The following is a 19,863-nucleotide window of genomic DNA, read 5'->3' on the forward strand; positions in this document are numbered from 1 at the left end:
ACATGGAGGAGGAGACAGATGATATCTCTGATAATAAGACTATTAGCAGCTGTTGTACTTGCATTTTGGGCAGGAAAGCTGATATCAAAAATCAAATTGCCGTCCATATTGGGCTGGCTGATAGCGGGAATGATGTTAGGATTCCATGCGGTTTCCCTGATGAATCAGCAGATTTTAGACGCCCGGTGGTATCAGACAATGGTGCATATTTTAGAATGTGCCGTTGGTCTGATGATTGGTACAGAACTCGTGTGGAATAAAATCAAACGTTTCGGTAAAGCGATTGTGATTACAACATTTACACAGTCGGTTGGAACCTTTTTATTTGTATCCCTTGTTTTCGGAATTGTATTTTATTTTCAGGAGATTCCTCTGTACCTGGCCTTTTTATTTGGCGGAATTGCCCTGGCTACAGCCCCTGCCCCTGCCTTATCCATTGTGCGGGAATTTAAGATAAGCGGTCCGGTCACCAACACGCTGATTCCTATGGCAGCACTGGATGATATTGTGGGCTGTGTGATCTTCTTTACCACGATTGCTATTGTAGCAGGAAATCTTTCTGCAGGACAACTTCCGGCCTATATGATTGCGCTGGTTGTAATTCTTCCCTTGGTGATAGGGGCAGTCACGGGAATTCTAGCCGGCCTTATGTTCAAAAAAGAGAGAAGTTCTTCGGCTACCCTGGTTATCTTAATAGGTAATATTTTGCCTACATCAGGCGTTGGATTTTTCTTTAACAACGTGGTAATGCCGAAACCGGTTTTAAATTTTATGTTGATTGGTATGGCGTTTTCTGCCGCCTTTTCCAATATGATTACCGAGAAACGACTGGAACAGATTATGCAGGCTTTCAATCCATTCCTGGGAATTGCAATGATTCTTGTAATTCTGAATCTGGGCGCGCCGCTGGATTATCATTTGATTATGGGGGCGGGAATGTTTACGGCTATTTATATTGCTGCGAGAGCCCTTGGTAAATATTTCGGCGCTTATTTCGGTGCAAGCATTACAAAATCGCCGCAAACGGTTAAGAAATATCTGGGATTTACGCTTTTGCCTCACTCCGGAGTGTCGCTAGTGTTTACGGGAATTGCAGTTTCTGTGCTGAGCGGCCCTGCGCCGGAATGCGCTCAGATTATTCAGGGAACTATTGCGGCTGCGGCTGTTATCAATGAAATCATTGCCGTGATTGCCGCGAAAAAAGGGTTTGAATGGGCAGGCGAATTTGGGAATGGTGCTGCAGCGGTAAGAGCACCAGAAGAGGGGATTTGTCACGAATAATTTAGCACATATGGAATGGAAAGTTAAGGAATGACCAGAGTGAAACATCATTGCCAAACCCGTATACCTGCCGTATACTAAAGAATGTACAGCAAAATTTTTACAAAGGAGACATAACCATGACAAAAACATTAAAACGTCTGGCAGGATATTACAAGCCCTATAAAGGACTTTTCTTTTCCGACCTGTTCTTTGCCATTCTGGGGGCCGGAATTACTCTGGTGATTCCGTTGATTGTGCGTTACATCACCAGCACCATTGTTCATCTTCCGGCAGAGACAGCCACAGGTATGATTGTAAAACTGGGAATTTTTATGATTGTGCTGGTGCTGATAGAAGCATTCTGTAACTTTTATATTGCCTATTACGGTCACATTATGGGAGCGAGTATTGAGCGCGATATGAGAAATGAGATTTTCAGCCACTATCAGAAACTCTCTTTCGCCTTTTATGACAACCAGAAAGTAGGCCACCTGTTATCAAGAATCACTGCAGATTTATTCGATATCAGCGAACTGCTCCACCACGGCCCCGAAGATTTGGTGATTTCCATTATTAAATTTGTGGGGGCCTTTGCCATTCTGGTGTTTATCAATGTGCGTCTGGCCCTGGCCGCTTTTTTCTTTGTTCCATTTTTGATTCTTTACGCTATTTATTTCAATAAAAAGATGAAAAAAGCCTTTCGGGAAAACAGAGCCAGAATCGCAGATATTAACACCCAGATTGAAGATAGTCTTTCCGGTATCCGTGTGGTAAAATCGTTTGCCAATGAGAAGGTGGAGATGAAGAAATTCCGGCAGGGAAATGAAAGGTTCGTTAATTCCAAGAAACTCAGCTACAAATACATGGGAACTTACAACAGCGGTATGGGGGCTTTTACCACACTGATTACGATTTCTGTGCTTCTGACCGGGGCTTTCTATCTTACCAAAGGAGCCATGCCGGTGGAAGATTTGGTAACGGTACTTTTGTATATCAATAACTTTACGGACCCGGTGAAAAAGCTGATTACTTTTACCGAGCAGTTCCAGAACGGATACAGCGGTTACTCCCGTTTCCTGGAAATTATGGCAGTGGCTCCGGATATTCAGGACGCGCCGGAGGCAAAAGAGGTCAATGACGTAAAAGGCGCTATTGATTTTGAAAATGTCTCTTTTGCCTATGAAGGAACGCAGGAAAAGGTATTAAGTCATGTAAACCTCAAGGTAAAAGCAGGGGAGTATGTGGCCCTGGTAGGAAGTTCCGGCGCAGGAAAAACTACACTTTGCAGTTTGATTCCCAGATTTTATGATGTGACAGAGGGAAGCGTGCTGCTGGACGGTGAGGATATACGGAATCTGAAACTGCAGAGTCTGAGAAACCAGATAGGAATTGTACAGCAGGATGTGTATTTGTTTGCAGGAACCGTTATGGAAAATATCCGGTACGGAAAACCGGACGCTACAGATGAAGAAGTCATTCGCGCCGCAAAGGCAGCCAATGCCCATGAATTTATTACAGAACTGGAACAGGGTTATGACACGGATATCGGACAGCGGGGTGTGAAACTCTCCGGAGGACAGAAACAGAGACTTTCCATTGCCAGAGTTTTTCTGAAAAACCCGCCTATTCTGATTTTTGATGAAGCCACCTCTGCGCTGGATAACGAAAGTGAAAAAATTGTGCAGCAGTCTTTGGAAAATCTGGCAAAGGACAGGACCACGTTTGTCATTGCCCACCGGCTTTCCACTATTCGCAAGGCTCAGAGAATTCTGGTGCTTACGGAGGACGGTATTGCCGAGGAAGGAACTCATGAAGAACTGATGAAAAAAGAGGGAATTTACAGCAGCCTGTATCAGCTGTCTTTTGCCTGAAGAATCAAAAAATTGTGCATTGCATCACATTAAAACGTTGATGATGGAAAGGAAAAGGCGTATAATGGAGGATAAAACACAGGGAAAGGAAGCAATGCCATGATAGCAGATAAAATGAGAGAACTTGTAAAGAACAGTTCCGCCATTCGTGCCATGTTTGAAGAAGGAAAGAAAATGGCAAAGGAATACGGTGCAGAGAATGTCTATGATTTCAGCCTGGGGAATCCCAATGTTCCGGCGCCGCCACAGGTAAAGGAAGCCATTTTAAAAGAACTGGAGGAGGCAGACTCTCTGATGCTCCACGGATATATGAGCAACAGTGGGTACGAAGATGTAAGAGAGGCGGTTGCCCGTTCTTTAAACCAACGGTTTGAAACTGCCTTTGCCCAGAATAACATCGTGATGACCGTAGGAGCAGCAGGCGGATTAAACGTCATACTGAAAACTCTTTTGAATCCCGGGGACGAGGTGCTGGTCATTGCCCCTTATTTCGGAGAATACAATTCTTATGTGGCAAATTATGACGGAAAGGTAGTGGTTGTAAGCCCCAATACAGAGACTTTTCAGCCTAATCTGAAGGAGTTGGAAGAAAAGATTACAGAGAAAACAAAGGCTGTGATTGTAAACTCCCCCAACAATCCCACCGGAGTAGTGTATTCCGAGGAAACCATCAAGCAGATGACAGCAATTCTGGACAGAAAGCAGAAGGAATTGAAAACAGACATCTATCTGATTTCAGACGAACCTTATCGGGAATTGGCCTATGATGGTGTGAATGTGCCATATTTGACGAAATATTACGCCAATACCATTGTGGCCTATTCTTTCAGTAAGTCCCTCTCCCTTCCCGGAGAACGCATTGGATATCTGGTGATTCCGGATCAGGCGGCCGACGGGAAAGAGATTCAGGCTGCCGCCAATGCAGCTACCAGAATCCTGGGCTATGTCAATGCTCCGTCTTTAATGCAGCGGGCCGTGGCCAGATGTCTGGATGCAAGAGCAGACGTGCCTTATTACAACAGAAACCGGGAAGTCCTTTACAATGGATTAAAAGAACTGGGATTCGACTGTATTAAGCCTCAGGGGGCATTTTACCTGTTTGTAAAATCTCCGGTGGAAGATGAAAAGATGTTCTGCGAAGCTGCGAAAAAGCACCGTATTCTGCTGGTGCCGGGCGCGTCCTTTGCCTGCCCGGGCTATGTGCGGATTGCTTACTGCGTGTCCTATGAGACCATTGTGAACGCCATGCCTGCTTTTCGGAAGCTGGCCGAAGAATTTTAGAAAAGTTTTTAGAAAAGTTCATTGTTTTTAAGGGAAACTATGATAAGATGATTCTGTAGAGGGATATTGTGAAGGTATAACGAATAAGAGGATTGATGTTATGAATAAACAGGAATTTTTAAAAATACTCAGAGACACTCTGCAGAGTCAGCTGTCTTCCCGGGAGACAGAAAATCATGTGGAATATTATCGGACTTATATAGAGGAACAAATGCGGGAGGGAAAGACAGAAATAGAGATTCTGGATGTGCTGGGAGACCCCAGGCTGATTGCCAGGACCATTCTGGAAACCTCTTCTGCAGGAAATGCTTATCAGAAGCAGGAATACACTTATCAGGAAGAACCAAAAGAAACGGCAGGAGGAAATCGTGGTGCCGGCAAACTCACTGAGCGGTACAGACATACCCTGCGTATCCTTGCCGGAGTGTTTATTGCTCTCCTGGTGCTTATTCTGGTAGTGCGGGTAGTAACGTTTCTTTTACCTGCAGTTCTGGCTGTGGCGGCAGTCCTTTTTGTCCTCTCATACTTTAAAAAGAGATAGGGAAGAGCGTTTTCAGACCAAGAGAAACGCCCGACAGGGGAGCTGCCGGACGTTTCGAGGGGAGTATAAATAATTAAATAAGGGGTTATAATGTAAAAAAAATTTTTGAAGGGTAAATTCTTTTTACAACCCATATTATAATATAAAAGGAAAAAAAATGCAATAATATTATTTTTTTCTTATAAAATTGTTAAAAAATAGGAAATATAATTGTGAAGGATTCGCCGCATATTTTTTGTGATTACAGGGATACTAAGACTGTAATCAAAAAAATAAACCAGGAGGTAAGAACGAATGGCTAAGAATTCTAACAACACAAATAAAAACAAAGCAGGTGCTTCCAACACGAAAAATACCTATGCACAGAACAACGGAAGTCAGAATTGCCATACTTCTGATAAGGCATCTGACAAAAACGCTGCAGACAATATGAACAGAAGCAAATAAAGAAGCGTAATACCCCTTTTGAGACGAGAATGTTGCATAAAGCAGTTAGGGGGAATATGGATACTTTTTCATATTCTCCCCAGCCCTTGGTGCGGCATTCTTCTCTTTTTATAAGCGAAATGCTTTTTTACTACATATGATATAGTAAAAATAAAAGGAAGTAAACATATGCTTAGTATTGATACCATTGCGGCGCAGGAATTGGATATATATGTAAATAGAAGCGATACCATAATTATAGATTTAAGGGAGCGCGACGTCTATGACAAAAGCCATTTTCGCACAGCGGTAAATGTGCCCTATGAGGAACTGGAAATCTGCAGGAAATTTCCCAGACAAAAGCTGCTGATTGTATACTGTGAACGAGGAAGCACCAGTCTGTTTGCAGCCAGAGCACTGATGAAAATGGGATTTCGGGTAAAGTCCGTGGTAGGTGGAATTCGATGTTACCAAGGTTCTAACTTGTATTTTTCCACAGAGCATAGTAGAATAAAAAAATAAACAGGGACCGGTTTTAGCCGGTCCGGGACAAAGGAGAAAAAAGATATGAAATATATGTTTGCGTCAGATATTCACGGGTCACAGTATTATTGCAAAAAAATGCTGGACGCTTATAAACAGGAAAAGGCAGACCGTCTGGTGCTGTTGGGAGATTTGCTTTACCATGGACCGAGAAATGACTTGCCAAAGGACTATGCTCCCAAGCAGGTGATTGCCATGCTGAATGAAGTGAAGGAAGAGCTTTATGTTGTCCGGGGCAACTGTGATGCAGAAGTAGACCAGATGGTGCTGCAGTTCCCCATTATGGCAGATTACTGCATTATTATGGATAATGAAAGAACCATTTATGCCAGCCATGGACATGTATATAATGAAGACAACCTTCCGCCAATGAAAAAAGGCGACATTTTTGTGCATGGACATACCCATGTGCTGAGAGCCGAAAAAAAGGAAAATTACACAATTTTAAATCCGGGCTCTGTTTCCATACCTAAGGAAGGAAATATTCCTACCTACGCTGTGTTGGAGGACGGCCTGTTCAGTATCCGTGGATTTGACGGAGAAGTAGTGAAGGAGTTAAAGCTTTGATGAAAACGTTTGAATTGATTGCACCCTGCCATTTCGGGCTGGAGGCGGTTTTAAAGAGAGAAATTCAGGATTTGGGCTATGAAATCAGCGAGGTGGAGGACGGAAAGGTGACTTTCTGGGGAGATGCCGACGCCATTGTAAGGGCCAATGTATTTCTGCGCACAACAGAGAGAATCCTTTTGAAAGTGGCAAAGGTAAAAGCTGTAACCTTTGAGGAACTGTTTGATAAAACCAAAGCCCTGCCCTGGGAAGACTATATTCCCGTAAACGGGAAATTCTGGGTGGCTAAGGCCAATTCGGTAAAGAGCAAGCTGTTTAGTCCTTCGGATATTCAGTCTATTATGAAAAAAGCCATGGTGGAACGTTTGAAATCTGTCTATCATGTGGAATGGTTTGAAGAGGACGGGCCTTCCTATCCTGTGCGTGTGGCCTTTATGAAAGACGTGGCAACCATTGGCATTGATACCACAGGGCTTTCTCTGCATAAGCGGGGATACCGCCAGCTTACCAGTAAAGCGCCGATTACGGAAACTCTGGCGGCGGCTCTTTTGAAGCTGACCCCGTGGAATAAAGAACGAATTTTAGTAGACCCTTTCTGCGGCAGCGGTACGTTTCCTATTGAGGCAGCTATGATGGCGGCTAATATTGCGCCGGGAATGAATCGAAGCTTTTTATCTGAAGACTGGAAGAATCTGATTTCCAGAAAATACTGGTACAATGTCCATGACGAAGCCAGAGATTTGATGAATGTCAATATCGAGACTGATATTCAGGGATATGATCTGGACGGAGAGATTGTAAAAGCGGCCAGAGAAAATGCCAAAAGAGCCGGAGTGGAACATTTGATTCATTTTCAGCAAAGAGATGTAAAAGATTTAAGTCATCCGAAGAAATACGGTTTTCTGGTGACAAATCCCCCTTACGGCGAACGAATTGAGGAACGGGAAAATCTGCCCGCCCTTTATGAGACGATTGGAAAGAGTTTTGCCGGACTGGATGCCTGGTCCATGTATCTGATTACGGCCTATGCAGATGCAGAACGTTATATTGGAAGAAAAGCAGATAAGAATCGGAAAATTTACAATGGTATGATGAAAACGTATTACTATCAGTTTCTGGGGCCGAAACCGCCCAGAAAGAGAGAGAATTTGGCGGCAAAGGAGATGGGTGAGAGATGAAGAGAATGATTTTTGCAACCGGAAATGAAAACAAAATGGTTGAGATAAGAGAGATTCTGGGAGATTTGCCCTTGGAAATCCTTTCTATGAAGCAGGCGGGAATCCGTGCAGATATTGAGGAAAACGGCACAAGTTTTGAGGAAAATGCGCTGATAAAGGCAAGAGAAGTCTGCCGTCTGGCAGGTGAAATGGTGCTGGCCGATGATTCCGGTCTGGAAATTGATTATCTGAACGGGGAACCGGGGATTTACTCTGCCCGGTATATGGGAGAGAATACTTCCTACCGTGTAAAAAATAAAAACCTTATGGAGCGTCTGGAAGGGGTGCCGAACGAAAAGAGAACAGCGCGGTTCGTATGCGCCATTGCGGCTGTTTTCCCGGACGGAAAAGAACTGGTGGTAAGAGGAACTGTGGAAGGTATCATCGGATACGAAGAGCGGGGAGAAAACGGCTTTGGCTACGACCCTATTTTCTATCTTCCCGAGCGTGGACTGACTACTGCAGAACTTCCGCCTGAGGAGAAAAACAGTATCAGTCACAGAGGAAATGCTCTGCGCAAGATGAAAGAACTTCTGGAAAAAGAAAATCTGCTGTGATTTTGAAAAAAGAATAAGTAAAATAGAAGGATAAGCAAGTATGAAAATATTAATTGTCAGTGATACCCACGGACATTCGGAAAATCTGGAAAAAGTTCTTGAGCAGACAGGCCCTCTGGACCATTTTATTCATCTGGGAGATGTGGAAGGGCAGGAAGATTATATAGAGGTTATTGCAGGCTGCCCCGTACATATGGTGTCCGGAAATAATGATTTTTTCTCGGATTTACCCAGAGAAGAAGAGTTTTGGATTGGAGAATACCATATTCTGATTACACATGGACACTATTACGGTGTTTCTGTGGGGACAGAACGCCTAAAAGAAGAGGCTATGCTGCGAGGTATTGACATTGTCATGTACGGGCATACCCATCGTCCGGAGATAGATATGGAAGATCAGGTAACGGTTTTGAATCCGGGAAGTCTGTCTTATCCGAGGCAGATAGGAAGAAGACCCAGCTTTCTTATGATGGAAATTGACGGAGCGGGAGAGGCACATTATACGATTCATTATCTTTAGAATTGTTTTTTACAGGCGGTCAATCCAGGAGTCGGGGAGGCGCAAACAGTCGTTTTCCCGGCGTCCAGATTCCTGAAAAAAGCGCGTCAAAAGCATCACCAAAATTTCATGAAAAATTTTTAAAAAAATTTTAAAAATAGTGTTGACTTTTCTGGGACGACATGGTATATTATATTTCGTCGCCGGGCAAGAGAGTTCGGAAGACAAGAAAACATCACTTCGGGGTGTGGCTCAGCTTGGCTAGAGCGCCTGGTTTGGGACCAGGAGGTCGCAGGTTCGAATCCTGTCACCCCGATTGTTTCAAGACAAGAAACGCATGATTTTGTGCGGGTGTAGTTCAGTGGTAGAACACCAGCCTTCCAAGCTGGATATGTGGGTTCGATTCCCATCACCCGCTTTCATGAAACTTAGATTTCATGGGATGTGTTTGTAGCTCAGCTGGATAGAGCAACGGCCTTCTAAGCCGTGGGTCGGGGGTTCGAATCCCTCCAAGCACGTTTTGCATAAGAATGCAATATGGTGGGTATAGCGCAGTTGGTTAGCGCGCCAGATTGTGGCTCTGGAGGCCAAGGGTTCGAATCCCTTTATCCACCTTTAGCCGTAAGGCGGTCTTGGGCTATCGCCAAGCGGTAAGGCACAGGACTTTGACTCCTGCACTCGCTGGTTCGAATCCAGCTAGCCCAGTTAAGTAGTATATATGGAGCATTAGCTCAGTCGGTAGAGCACTTGACTTTTAATCAAGTTGTCCGGGGTTCGAATCCCCGATGCTTCACTGGAAGTTCAAATCCAAGCTGGGTTTGGACTTTTTTTCTTCAAAAGATAAATATGGAATATGCGGATATGGCGGAATTGGCAGACGCGCCAGATTTAGGTTCTGGTGTCTACGACGTGCAGGTTCAAGTCCTGTTATCCGCAGTAAACAGCAAGGGTGTCGCAGCAAGCATCAGAGTGATGACTGAGTGGCACCCTTTTTACAGTGGAGAAAGAGCGGGGGCAAAGAAGTGGAAAAAGAAAAAAAACGGGGAAAGACTTTGGCATGGTGGATTCTGGCAGTGGTGTTTGTAGTTTTTGGCGGTGGATTGTGCAATACAGTGCTGTTTGGAAAAATGCTGGACAAAATAGCGGAAGAGTATGTGTCAGACAATAATCAACAGCTGGCCGCCCATATATCTTATCGCTTGAAATCAGGAGAAGAATTTATCAGTGATTTTGCAGATAGCTTAAGTCGAATGCCGGAATTTCTGCTGACAGAAGGGCTGCTGGAGAGAAAGAAAGAGTCGCTGGAACTGGATAAGCTGATTCTGGTGTCTGAGGATGGAACACTTTTTCCAACAGTAGAGGATTATGCGTATGTGAAAGACTGGATAGAAGAACACCAGGAAGCCTGGAAGGAGTCGGTAGTTTCTTATGTAAAAGATAAAAGCATTCTTTTTTCTGCACCTGTCAGAAAAGAAGGAGAACCGGTCAGGCTGCTGCTGGGAATACAAAGTTATAAGGATATACAGTCTTTGGTAAACCAGACGGATTATCTGGGGTATGGCATCAGTATTCTGTTGGATATGGACAATCGGGAACGTATGATTATGGAAGGTGATTCTTCTATTTCCATAACCGATAAGGATGTAAAAAAGCTGCTGAAAAAGGCGGAAGTACAGGGGAACTGTGTATATCAGAAAGAACTGCCGGATACTGGGACGGTGTTTGTGAGTGTATGTGAGGTGGAAGGCACAGACTGGGAACAGGCGGCGATTATTCCTTCTAATGTTTTATTATCCCAAATTGGCGTTTATATGGATGGTTATATTGCGCTGTTCTTTCTAGTGCTGATTTTATTTCTGATATTGATATTTTGTCTGCTGAAAGAAAATAAAAAGAAAGAAAAGCTGTTTTTGATAGATAATCTGACGGGAGGATATAACAGAGGAGGATTTTTGGAGCAGGCGGAGAAAGTGGCAGACAGCAAAGGGGGAATTTTCTGTATTGTGTATCTGAATGTTGTGGATTTCCGCTATATCAATGAAAGTTGGAGTGAAGAGGACGGAAACAAAACGCTGCAGTTTGTGTATCAGAACTTTGCGGGAATTTTGAGAGAGCAGGAATTGATTTGCAGAAGCGGTATGGATCACTTTTTCTTGTTTTTACAGGAATCGGAAGAAGAAATTATTTCCAGGAGAATCCAGACAGAGATTGAAAAGATAAACAGCATGGTAAATCAGAAATTTAGCGGATATCGGATTGATTTCACCGTAGGGGTATGCATGTTGGAAAATTCTCAAGAAGTCAGTTCTGTGATGAATAAAGCTGTCTATGCCAGCAAAATGGGAACAGAGCAAAACGTCTGCAGCTTTTTCAGCGGCAGCATATCCGGAAAATTTGACAGGGAGAAATGGCTGAACAATATGTTTGAAGAATCGCTGAAAAACCACGATTTTCAGGTTTATCTTCAGCCGAAAGTATCACCGTCCCACAGCCAGCCCTGTAAGGCAGAGGCTCTGGTTCGATGGATTCATCCGGAGGCGGGGATTATCAGTCCGGCAGATTTTATTCCGCTGTTTGAAAGAAATGGAAAAATATGTAAGCTTGATTTATATATGTTTGAAGAAGTATGCGGTCTGATGAGCCGCTGGATTCGGGAAGGCAGGACTGTGACGGGGATTTCTGTCAATCTTTCTCGATATCATTTGAAGCGTGCGGGAAGCGATGTGTGGAAAAGCTATCAGGAGGTAAAAGAACGCTACGGTATCCCCGACGGGGTCATAGAGTTGGAACTTACGGAAACGGTATTTCTGGAAGATAATCAGCTTTCTTTTGTGAAGAATATATTAGACCATTTTCGTGCCTGTGGATTTACGGTATCGCTGGATGATTTTGGATTTGCCTATTCGTCGCTTTCTCTGCTGAAGGATTTTCAGGTGGATATTTTGAAGCTGGACAGGGAATTTTTTGTTAATGAAAATGAGAAATCACGGAAAATTGTGGAAAACATTATTCGTCTTGCCCACAGTTTGGGGATGGATGTGGTAGCAGAGGGAATCGAGCAGATGGAACAGGTAGAGGTACTTCGAGACATGGACTGCGATTTCATTCAGGGATATGTGTATTCAGCACCTCTTCCAGTAGAAGAATTTGAAGTATGGAGGGAAAAATACCAAAGGCAAACAGCAGATATGAACTGTTAAAAAGATGGCAGTGACATGAAGAGCAAATCGGAAGCATTTCGAAGTGCTGTTTCATGCCGCTGCCTTTCTATATCTGAGAAATCAAAACCGCTATTTTACAGTAACAGTAAAGCTGTCCCCTGCAGGCTGGTAGTCATTGCTCATTTGTCCGCTCTCCTGGGGCATTTTTGCAATATACGGAGTGAGTGTCAGAGTCTGTGCATCGTCACTGACATAGCCGTTCTCCAGAGTGTCCACCTCCATGCAGCCTATACCTGTATGGATGGTGCGTATGGAAAATTCTACCGGATTGCCAAGGTTATCCTCTCCTTTTAGGAGAATATGATAGGCGGGAACCGTATCCGGTGTAGAGGTTTTAAAGTAAATCCGCTGTCCCATGGCATTGGAAGAATATTTGTAGAAGCGGATGGCGGTTTTATCCGGCAGAGTTATGGTGGTATCCAGGGAAACTGTATAAGTGGAAGCCATCAGGTCTTTTCCTGTAGCGGTGAAGGAAAAGCTGCCAATACTTTTGCCGCCCATGGAATAGTGCAGTTCAATATCCAGATTTTGAGAGGCATCAATAGAATCAAGAGACATTCTCCTGGAAGAAACCAGGTTATAGTCATCTGCCTGCTCCGTTCCGCCGCTGGCGCCCCAGGAGACCATTTTGCCATTAATAAAGACATTAACATCTGCAAGTGTACCGCCCTGTTCCAGAAAGTTTTCATTCTTTTGGGGCAGAGTAAAGGTATCCGAGATGTAAAGGATGTTTTCATCTAATACCACATCATTGAGAGTAACCGTATATCCGTCTTTGCTTATGGATTTTCCTACCATGGTACGGTAAGGGGACAAATCCTTCTGAATTCCCAGAAGCTGGGAAAGGTTGTAGGTGACAGTCTTCATACCGGCGTATGCTATAAACTGTGCAGGAGGAAAAAGCAGAGAACCTCCAAGAATACACACAATCGCAGCAGCAGCCACATATTTTTTACGGCTGCGGCGGGAAACACGGCGGGAAGAAAATTGTTTTTTCCATTTTTTCATTTCCAAATCAGATACCTGAGGAATTTCATAGGAATCCGGTTGATTATCGATTTCGTTTAAGAGGGTATAAATCTGTTCATTCATAAGCGAGGGCTCCTTTCTCTGTTTGCAGAAAACAGGCTGCGAATCCGCTTCTTTCCTCTGGAAAGGCGGTTGTAAATCACAGGTTTAGCAAGACCGGTGGACTGGCTGACTTCCTCCATATTTTCCTCTTCTATGTAGAGTCGGAGGAAAAGTTCCCGGTCTTTGGGTTTTAAGCAGGCAAGTATCTGTTGGGTTTCCTCTGAAAATTCTTCCTCTACGGCCTGAAGTTCTGCAGAAAACTCTGCCTGTATCACGGGCTGTCCTGTTTCTTCCATAGCCTCCCAGCTTGTTTCCAGCATACGAGAGGCATATTTTCTTTTGCAGTCCAGCGCTTTTAATCTTGCAACCCCTGCAATCCAGTTGGCAAATGGATTTCTTTCCGGGTCATAAGCGTCAATATGGTTCCATACAGCAAAGAAGACATCGTTTTGACATTCTTCTTCGTACTGAGGCAGACTCCCCAGATAACGGTGCACCACAGCTTTTACCAGACCGCCGTAATGCAGCATGCAATATTCCAGTGCTTTTTCATGTTTCCGGCAAAGCAGCGGAATAAAATTTTCTTCCGTGACTTTCATGGCTGTCATCATTCCCTTCTGTATTTTGTCTTATACTATATATTCGTTTCTTTTTTTGCATTTTCTATCATTTTTTGAAAAATTTAATTCTTATCCGGGATTTGCCGGCCTTCGTGGTTCATGTGGTAGTTTTCCCTGTAAATCAACTGGGAAATGGGGACAAATTCATAGCCTTTATCCTGAAGAGTGGTAAGAACGGCATCCAGGGCGTCTTTGGTGTATTTGGCGCCGTTGTGGCAGAGAATGATACTGCCGTTGCCGAGATTCTTGCTTTCTGTAACCCGTTTGACAATGTCGTCAGCACCGTAATCTTTCCAGTCCAGGGAGTCAATATTCCACTGGATGGGGTAATAGTTATTTTTACGGGCATTGCTGACCACTTCGTTGTTGTAATCTCCGTAGGGAGGACGGAAGAGGAACATATCGTAGCCAGTCAGTTCTTTTACCTTATTATGTACGGTCATCAGTTCCCGGGTCTTTTCTTCATCACTTAATTTCGTCATGTATTTGTGATTTTCGCTGTGATTGCCCAAATCATGCCCGGCTTCGTATATTTTTTTTACATCATCAGGATAGCTTTCTACCCAGCCCCCAGTCATGAAAAACGTGGCTTTTACGTTATGTTTGGCCAGAATATCCAGAAGTGTTTGGGTGTCTTCGTTGCCCCAAGCCGCGTCAAAGCTGATAGAAATCTGTGGTTTTTCGGTTTCCACACAGTAAATCGGAAGTTCCCTGCCCCCGACAGTGCTGCTTACGGAGACAATGTCCGGAAGGAGGGCAGAAGCGCACAGAAAAAGCAGGCCCGCAAAGGAAAGTATCACAGCGGTATTGAGTAGTTTTTTAGACAAAAGGAAATCCACCTTCAGAAGATTGGTTATCTACAGTTTATGACACAGAGGGGAGAAAAAGAACCGGGGTCCATAAGACCCCGGCAGTCCATATTTACTTTCGTTCTCCAATTCCCTATTATTATAGAAGAAACCCGTTTATTCTTCCTGATGAAGTCTCTGGTGTTCCTCAATTAATTCCTGAAAAAGCTGGATAAACGTCCAGAAACTGTTTTGGGCAGTCAGGATGGCTTTCAGTGCTACCTGGGGAATTTTGCCGTTTTTCATGGCAGCCAACAGGGTATCCAGATTTTCCTCGGAAAAATAACATAAGACCATGACTTCCTGAGAGATGCCGGGAAGTACTTCCAGGGGAGAAATCTTCTTCATAGGAAATCCCTTGACTTTTGCCAGATATCCTACGGTCTGCTGAAAATGGGCCGGCGTGACAGGCATCAGGGAAAAGCCCATACGGTTTATGGATTTTTCCAGCAGTCTGCGCTTGTCCTCCTGCCCGTTGTCATAGTAAAGTATGGTTGGTTTGCGGTTCATGTTATGTCCCCCTAATGCGTATGTGATACTGTAATCATATACTTTAAGAGAAAATTTTTCAACGGATTTTCTGAGAAATTTCAAGAAAGTTTTAGACGAATTTTTTGCGCTTTGCGTATGTTGACATTGGACATGGAGATTAGTATACTTAGGGGTATATAGAATGTGAGGGATAGAATTTGGATAGAATCAAAGTACATCTTTTGGGCAGACCATATGTAGAAGCAAATGGGGAAAGAGTGAATTTTCCTTACAAGAAAGCAGAAGGATTTTTCTATTATCTGTGCGTGAAAAAGACTGCCACAAGAGAAGAAATTATTTATGTGCTCTGGGGAGCGGACAATGAAAATGTAGGACGGAAAAATCTGCGGGAAGCTGTCTATCAGATAAAAAAACTGTTGGGAAAGGAAATACTGGTGACTGCGGGACACACCAGCATTTCCCTGAATCCGGAATGTATGCCCGAGATTGACTGGGACAGCATTACAGAGGAGAATATTCTGGAACATGAGGAAGAAGGTTTCCTGTCTCATTTTCATATTAAAAACAGTTATGAATTTGAGGAATGGGTGGATGCCATGCAGGAGCAGTACAACCAGTCTTTTATTAAGTCTGTCCGTCAGAGACTTTATGAGGCCGATGCGGTGAAGGATATGTCTCAGATACAGAAATACAGCAACATCCTGTTAAAGCATGACCCTTATAATGAAAAGCTTTATCAGGAGGTTATGGATATTTATGCGTCCGGGGGCAATTATAATATGGCCATTAAGCTGTATTATGATTTGGAAAAAGTGCTGGAGGAAGAACTGGGAGTAGAGCCTTCACCGGAGGTTACAGAACTGTTTCACCGTATTTTCAATGTGAAGGGAAATATTGCTGTGGACAATGGCAGCTGGAATTTGCCGTTTACGGGAAGGACAGAGGAAATTTATCGTATCAGCGAGTGCCTTACCGGTTCAGGGAAATGGCCGCATCCCCAGTGTGTTGCCATAGGAGGAGAAGAAGGCGTGGGAAAATCCGCCCTTTTGGAAAAGACCAGGCAGATGGTAAAAGGGTATCAGATGGTGTCTTTGTATGCGGCCTGCTATAAAGACGAAAGCGAATTTTTCCTCCGTCCCTGGAATGATATTTTCTGGGAAATCGAGCAGTGCATGGAAAGCGGGCTTCTGGAACGGGACATTACGGATGATGAAAGAGGAAAACTGAAAAAAGTGCTGAAGGGAATTCTCTCTGAAGGAAATGAAAAAATGGGACGACTCACCTATCAGATTATGGAACAGTCGGTGTTGGAAATGTTTCGGCGAATTGTGCAGCGTCATAAAGTAGTGCTGTTTTTTGACGATATTCAGTATATGGATCAGATGAGTTTTCAGCTTTTGAATCGTGTACTTCTCACCATGGGCACGGACAGGATTCTGCTGATGTGCACCTATAGTCAGGACAGCGATACAAAGGTTATGGAATCCCTGGAAAAACTCATGAAAAAGGATTGCCTGCAGGTTATTGCCTTAAATTCGTTTACAAAAAAGGAAACCGATGAATTGCTGCACAGGTATTTGCCCCAGCTGGACAAAGAAGAGGAAAAAAGGGAAAATATTTACCGGATGACAGACGGAAATGCCTTTTTCCTTATGGAACTCATGAATCTCATTAAAGAAAAGGGCTATACCCTGGAAATTTCCCCTAAGGCCACCAATGTCATTAAGGCCCGGCTGGCGGAACTTCCCCCGATGGAGACAGAGGTTTTGGAGTGTCTGTCCCTTTTTCCGGAGAAAATCAGTATCGAGGAATTGGAACTTCTGCTTCCGGGCTTAGACCGGCTGACTTTGATTCAGGTCCTGGAACGGCTTCAGGAGAGGCGGCTCATTAAGGAAATACTGGTGGGCTGGAATATTTATTATAAGTTTGTCCACCGGATTTTCAGAGAATATCTGTATGAGCGGCAAAGTGTAGGCAAGCGGCGGATGTACCACCAGATACTGGCGGAATATTATGAAAGCCAGGCGGAGACGAAAAAAAATTTCGAGTGTCTTCCAATGATTATTCACCACTATGAGAGATGCCATAACCAGGTGAAAACATATGAGTATAAGATAAAATACCTGAAAGAATACTATACCATTGTGAATGAGAATTTTCCTGTACTTCATTGGGAGATTGAATATGGCGATGATGAATTTGGCGTTACGGCAGGGGCAGGGGAAATGCTGGCTCTGGCAGAAGAGGTCATTCGTCTGGAGGACAATTCTCATCAGGCACAGGAAATGAAAATGGAAATGTATTACGTCAAAGGGCGTTACAAAATCGCAGTGGGAGAGTACAATACAGGAATTTCCTGTATTGTAAAGAGTATGGAACTGGCAGAGAACCTGGGAGAAAAGAAAATGCTGCTGAATAATTTCAAGCAGATGATTTTCTATGGTATTCAGGTGGAGGATTTGGCTCGAGTGGAGGAATTTGTAAACAGAGGACTGGAGCTTTTGGAAAAAGAAGAACAGCCTGCAGAGGAAAAAGGCGTTTTTACCAGGCTGAAAGGGTGGTATCTGCTGCATAAAGGCGCATACGAAGAGGCGGAGAAAACGCTGAATGAGGCTATGGAACTTTTCCGCACCTGCGCAGAGGAAAAAGAGCATTTCCGCATGAGCATTGCTGCCTGCCACGGATATCTGGGAGATATTAAGAGAAAGCAGGAGGATTTGGAGGCAGCCGTTGTCTGCTATACAAAGGCAGTGGAAATGGGAACCGGAAAAGTAATCACCAACGGTTTGGGGCAGTTTTATTCCGGTTTGGGACAGATTTTTTATTTGCAGCAGCAGGATAAGCTGGCAGAAGAATATCTGGAAAAAGCCGTTTCCTGTCTGAAACGCCATGGATATTACTGGGGACTGGAGAGAGCAGAGGCTTACATGGCTATGCTTCTGTGGAGAGAGAACAGAAAAGAAGAAGCCAGAGACTATTACCGGGACAGCAAAGAGTTGTCAGATAAAATCAAAAATCCCACAACCATGCGGCTTTTGGAAGAGATTCAGTCTTACATTACCGGGTGATTTTATTGTGTTAATATAGTAAAGTTGTACACTTGTATCGAAGCAACATGCTTTGGGGATGTGGATAAATACAAGCGTTCTACAAAACGTCTAAAAATACATTATGCAAAATGACATTTATTGACGCTTTTTTGACACCTAAATCTGTATAATTCCACATATAATATATATAGGAAAAGAGGGTGCGATATGAGTAATATTGTAATCACGGGAAAAGACCTGACACTGGAGCAGATTGCTGCTATTTGTCGTGGTCATGCGAAAATCGAATTAGCAGAAGAAGCAAAACAGAACATCATCGAATCCAGAAAGGTAGTTGATGACCTGGTTGCGGAAGAAAAGGTTGTATACGGAATCACTACCGGATTTGGTAAGTTCAGTGATGTGGTGATTTCACAGGATCAGTGTAAAGCACTTCAGAAAAACCTGATTATTACACATGCGGTAGGTGCCGGAAATCCGTTCTCAGAAGATATTGCAAGGGGCATTATGCTTCTTCGTATCAACAATCTGGTAAAAGGATTCTCAGGTATCCGTCTGGAAACTGTACAGACCATGGTTGATATGCTGAACAAAGGCGTGACAGCATTTATTCCGGAAAAAGGTTCTTTAGGCGCTTCCGGTGACCTTGCACCATTGTCTCATATGGTTCTGCCAATGCTGGGACTTGGTATGGCTTATTACGAAGGCGAACTCCTTCCGGGCGCAGAAGCAATGAAACGTGCAGGTATTCCTACAATTGAATTATCTGCAAAAGAAGGTCTGGCTTTAAACAATGGTACACAGGCTATGACTTCTGCAGGTTCTCTTGCACTTTATGATGCATTGAACTTACTGAAAGTAGCGGATATTGCTGACGCTCTTTGCTTTGAAGCACAGAACGGTGTGGTAGACGCCTTAGACCACAGAGTACATGATGTACGTCCGCACTCCGGACAGCTTGCTACTGCAAGAAACCTTCTGAAATTGCTGGAAGGCAGCAAAAATACTACACGCCAGGGCGAAATCCGCGTACAGGACGCTTATTCCTTAAGATGTTCACCGCAGATTCACGGCGCAAGCAAAGACGCCATCAACTATGTATTAGATAGAGTAAATATTGAAATCAATTCTGTAACAGATAACCCGATTATCTTCAAGGAAGACCGTGCAGGTATTTCAGGCGGTAACTTCCACGGTCAGCCAATGGCGCTTAGCTTTGACTTCCTTGGTATCGGTGTAGCTGAACTGGCAAACGTTTCTGAAAGACGTATTGAGCGTCTGGTAAACCCGGCATACAGTGATTTGCCTGCATTCCTTACACCGCACGGTGGAGTTTGCTCCGGTTTCATGATTGTTCAGTACTCAGCAGCAGCATTAGTATCTGAAAACAAGGTTCTTGCACATCCTGCATCTGTTGACAGTATTCCGTCTTCTGCAGGTCAGGAAGACCATGTATCCATGGGTACCATTGCAGCAAGAAAAGCTGGAGAGATTGCTAAGAACGTAAGACGTGTTCTTGCTATGGAATTGATGGTTGCCTGCCAGGGTATCGATATGAGAGGAAATAAAGGCCTTGGTAAAGGTACACAGGCTGCTTACGATTTAGTTCGTAAACAGGTGGCAACCTTAGATGATGACCGCGAATTATACGGTGATATCAACTACTGCGAAGAAATCATTGAAAATGGTTCTCTGATTAAAGCAGTTGAGGAAGCTATCGGTCAGGCAATCGAAACAAGATAAAGCAAAATTTATATTGCGGGTGCGGTGCCGCGGCGTTTGGAGAGGGACCCCTT

The 19,863-nt window shown here is 43.9% G+C and carries 17 protein-coding genes and 7 tRNA genes; 20 read left to right on the plus strand and 4 right to left on the minus strand.

Annotated features, from left to right (window positions below; genetic code table 11):
* The first annotated feature begins 18 nt into the window (after positions 1-18).
* The 18 genes from WKT17_RS02875 (at position 19) to WKT17_RS02960 (ending at position 11,965) form a co-directional block, all read left to right on the plus strand.
* Positions 19-1,281 carry a cation:proton antiporter gene (locus WKT17_RS02875; RefSeq protein WP_291683527.1) on the plus strand — a complete coding sequence of 421 codons (1,263 nt, stop codon included), beginning with the start codon at positions 19-21 and terminating at the stop codon, positions 1,279-1,281.
* Between the two features lie 119 nt (positions 1,282-1,400).
* On the plus strand, positions 1,401-3,134 hold the full coding sequence (locus WKT17_RS02880) for an ABC transporter ATP-binding protein (RefSeq protein ID WP_291683526.1): 1,734 nt from the start codon (positions 1,401-1,403) through the stop codon (positions 3,132-3,134).
* Positions 3,135-3,233: 99 nt separating this feature from the next.
* Positions 3,234-4,415: a pyridoxal phosphate-dependent aminotransferase gene (locus WKT17_RS02885; RefSeq protein ID WP_173748395.1), complete on the plus strand. Its 1,182-nt coding sequence runs from the start codon at positions 3,234-3,236 to the stop codon at positions 4,413-4,415.
* A gap of 100 nt (positions 4,416-4,515) precedes the next feature.
* A complete protein-coding gene (locus WKT17_RS02890) occupies positions 4,516-4,956 on the plus strand; it encodes a DUF1700 domain-containing protein (RefSeq protein ID WP_291683525.1) in 441 nt (146 codons plus the stop codon).
* Positions 4,957-5,250: 294 nt separating this feature from the next.
* Positions 5,251-5,403, plus strand: a complete 153-nt coding sequence (locus WKT17_RS02895) for a hypothetical protein (RefSeq protein WP_173748399.1) — start codon at positions 5,251-5,253, stop codon at positions 5,401-5,403.
* Between the two features lie 168 nt (positions 5,404-5,571).
* Complete coding sequence (locus WKT17_RS02900; protein ID WP_173748401.1) at positions 5,572-5,904, plus strand: rhodanese-like domain-containing protein; 333 nt, start codon at positions 5,572-5,574, stop codon at positions 5,902-5,904.
* Between the two features lie 45 nt (positions 5,905-5,949).
* Positions 5,950-6,492 (plus strand): phosphodiesterase, encoded by a 543-nt coding sequence (gene yfcE, locus WKT17_RS02905; protein ID WP_173748403.1) that lies wholly within the window; start codon positions 5,950-5,952, stop codon positions 6,490-6,492.
* Positions 6,492-7,670 (plus strand): THUMP domain-containing class I SAM-dependent RNA methyltransferase, encoded by a 1,179-nt coding sequence (locus WKT17_RS02910; RefSeq protein WP_173748405.1) that lies wholly within the window; start codon positions 6,492-6,494, stop codon positions 7,668-7,670. Before yfcE ends, WKT17_RS02910 begins: the two co-directional genes overlap by 1 nt.
* Entirely contained in the window at positions 7,667-8,266 is a 600-nt protein-coding gene (locus WKT17_RS02915; RefSeq protein ID WP_291683524.1) for an XTP/dITP diphosphatase, read from the plus strand. Before WKT17_RS02910 ends, WKT17_RS02915 begins: the two co-directional genes overlap by 4 nt.
* A 40-nt stretch (positions 8,267-8,306) precedes the next feature.
* Positions 8,307-8,786, plus strand: a complete 480-nt coding sequence (locus tag WKT17_RS02920) for a metallophosphoesterase family protein (RefSeq protein WP_173748409.1) — start codon at positions 8,307-8,309, stop codon at positions 8,784-8,786.
* Between the two features lie 220 nt (positions 8,787-9,006).
* Positions 9,007-9,081, plus strand: a tRNA-Pro gene (locus WKT17_RS02925).
* A gap of 31 nt (positions 9,082-9,112) precedes the next feature.
* A tRNA-Gly gene (locus WKT17_RS02930) sits at positions 9,113-9,183 on the plus strand.
* A gap of 26 nt (positions 9,184-9,209) precedes the next feature.
* A tRNA-Arg gene (locus tag WKT17_RS02935) sits at positions 9,210-9,283 on the plus strand.
* A gap of 22 nt (positions 9,284-9,305) precedes the next feature.
* Positions 9,306-9,379 (plus strand) — tRNA-His (locus tag WKT17_RS02940).
* 19 nt (positions 9,380-9,398) lie between these two features.
* Positions 9,399-9,470: transfer RNA gene (locus WKT17_RS02945), tRNA-Gln, on the plus strand.
* Between the two features lie 15 nt (positions 9,471-9,485).
* Positions 9,486-9,558 (plus strand) — tRNA-Lys (locus WKT17_RS02950).
* Between the two features lie 62 nt (positions 9,559-9,620).
* A tRNA-Leu gene (locus WKT17_RS02955) sits at positions 9,621-9,701 on the plus strand.
* 86 nt (positions 9,702-9,787) lie between these two features.
* Complete coding sequence (locus tag WKT17_RS02960; protein WP_291683315.1) at positions 9,788-11,965, plus strand: putative bifunctional diguanylate cyclase/phosphodiesterase; 2,178 nt, start codon at positions 9,788-9,790, stop codon at positions 11,963-11,965.
* Positions 11,966-12,055: 90 nt separating this feature from the next.
* On the opposite strand, the gene WKT17_RS02965 is transcribed toward WKT17_RS02960, so the two are convergent.
* The 4 genes from WKT17_RS02965 to WKT17_RS02980 all read right to left on the minus strand — a co-directional run bounded on the left by WKT17_RS02965 (position 12,056) and on the right by WKT17_RS02980 (position 15,035).
* A complete protein-coding gene (locus WKT17_RS02965; RefSeq protein WP_173748413.1) occupies positions 12,056-13,078 on the minus strand; it encodes a DUF4179 domain-containing protein in 1,023 nt (340 codons plus the stop codon).
* Positions 13,075-13,665: a sigma-70 family RNA polymerase sigma factor gene (locus WKT17_RS02970; RefSeq protein ID WP_294581157.1), complete on the minus strand. Its 591-nt coding sequence runs from the start codon at positions 13,663-13,665 to the stop codon at positions 13,075-13,077. Before WKT17_RS02970 ends, WKT17_RS02965 begins: the two co-directional genes overlap by 4 nt.
* Positions 13,666-13,739: 74 nt before the next feature.
* Positions 13,740-14,504 carry a polysaccharide deacetylase family protein gene (locus tag WKT17_RS02975; protein WP_173748415.1) on the minus strand — a complete coding sequence of 255 codons (765 nt, stop codon included), beginning with the start codon at positions 14,502-14,504 and terminating at the stop codon, positions 13,740-13,742.
* A gap of 138 nt (positions 14,505-14,642) precedes the next feature.
* The gene (locus WKT17_RS02980) at positions 14,643-15,035 is read right to left on the minus strand and encodes a DUF3783 domain-containing protein (protein ID WP_173748418.1); all 393 of its coding nucleotides are present in this window, start codon (positions 15,033-15,035) and stop codon (positions 14,643-14,645) included.
* A 179-nt stretch (positions 15,036-15,214) separates the two neighbouring features.
* Between WKT17_RS02980 and WKT17_RS02985 the strand changes: the two genes are divergently transcribed.
* Positions 15,215-18,085 (plus strand): BTAD domain-containing putative transcriptional regulator, encoded by a 2,871-nt coding sequence (locus tag WKT17_RS02985; protein WP_291683313.1) that lies wholly within the window; start codon positions 15,215-15,217, stop codon positions 18,083-18,085.
* 189 nt (positions 18,086-18,274) lie between these two features.
* Positions 18,275-19,810 carry a histidine ammonia-lyase gene (gene hutH / locus WKT17_RS02990; RefSeq protein WP_173748422.1) on the plus strand — a complete coding sequence of 512 codons (1,536 nt, stop codon included), beginning with the start codon at positions 18,275-18,277 and terminating at the stop codon, positions 19,808-19,810.
* Positions 19,811-19,863 lie beyond the last annotated feature (53 nt).

Origin of the sequence: Blautia sp. HCN-20427, from assembly GCF_037890365.1 — a bacterium.
In the GTDB taxonomy this organism is placed as follows: Bacteria; Bacillota; Clostridia; order Lachnospirales; family Lachnospiraceae; genus Blautia.

What these genes read in the sequence shown, in the direction of transcription:
- WKT17_RS02875 (WP_291683527.1), top strand. Translation starts at nt 19, where the DNA reads ATGATATCTCTGATAATAAGACTATTAGCAGCTGTTGTACTTGCATTT.
- WKT17_RS02880 (WP_291683526.1), top strand. Translation starts at nt 1,401, where the DNA reads ATGACAAAAACATTAAAACGTCTGGCAGGATATTACAAGCCCTATAAA.
- WKT17_RS02885 (WP_173748395.1), top strand. Translation starts at nt 3,234, where the DNA reads ATGATAGCAGATAAAATGAGAGAACTTGTAAAGAACAGTTCCGCCATT.
- WKT17_RS02890 (WP_291683525.1), top strand. Translation starts at nt 4,516, where the DNA reads ATGAATAAACAGGAATTTTTAAAAATACTCAGAGACACTCTGCAGAGT.
- WKT17_RS02895 (WP_173748399.1), top strand. Translation starts at nt 5,251, where the DNA reads ATGGCTAAGAATTCTAACAACACAAATAAAAACAAAGCAGGTGCTTCC.
- WKT17_RS02900 (WP_173748401.1), top strand. Translation starts at nt 5,572, where the DNA reads ATGCTTAGTATTGATACCATTGCGGCGCAGGAATTGGATATATATGTA.
- yfcE (WP_173748403.1), top strand. Translation starts at nt 5,950, where the DNA reads ATGAAATATATGTTTGCGTCAGATATTCACGGGTCACAGTATTATTGC.
- WKT17_RS02910 (WP_173748405.1), top strand. Translation starts at nt 6,492, where the DNA reads ATGAAAACGTTTGAATTGATTGCACCCTGCCATTTCGGGCTGGAGGCG.
- WKT17_RS02915 (WP_291683524.1), top strand. Translation starts at nt 7,667, where the DNA reads ATGAAGAGAATGATTTTTGCAACCGGAAATGAAAACAAAATGGTTGAG.
- WKT17_RS02920 (WP_173748409.1), top strand. Translation starts at nt 8,307, where the DNA reads ATGAAAATATTAATTGTCAGTGATACCCACGGACATTCGGAAAATCTG.
- WKT17_RS02965 (WP_173748413.1), bottom strand. Translation starts at nt 13,078, where the DNA reads ATGAATGAACAGATTTATACCCTCTTAAACGAAATCGATAATCAACCG.
- WKT17_RS02970 (WP_294581157.1), bottom strand. Translation starts at nt 13,665, where the DNA reads ATGACAGCCATGAAAGTCACGGAAGAAAATTTTATTCCGCTGCTTTGC.
- WKT17_RS02980 (WP_173748418.1), bottom strand. Translation starts at nt 15,035, where the DNA reads ATGAACCGCAAACCAACCATACTTTACTATGACAACGGGCAGGAGGAC.
- hutH (WP_173748422.1), top strand. Translation starts at nt 18,275, where the DNA reads ATGAGTAATATTGTAATCACGGGAAAAGACCTGACACTGGAGCAGATT.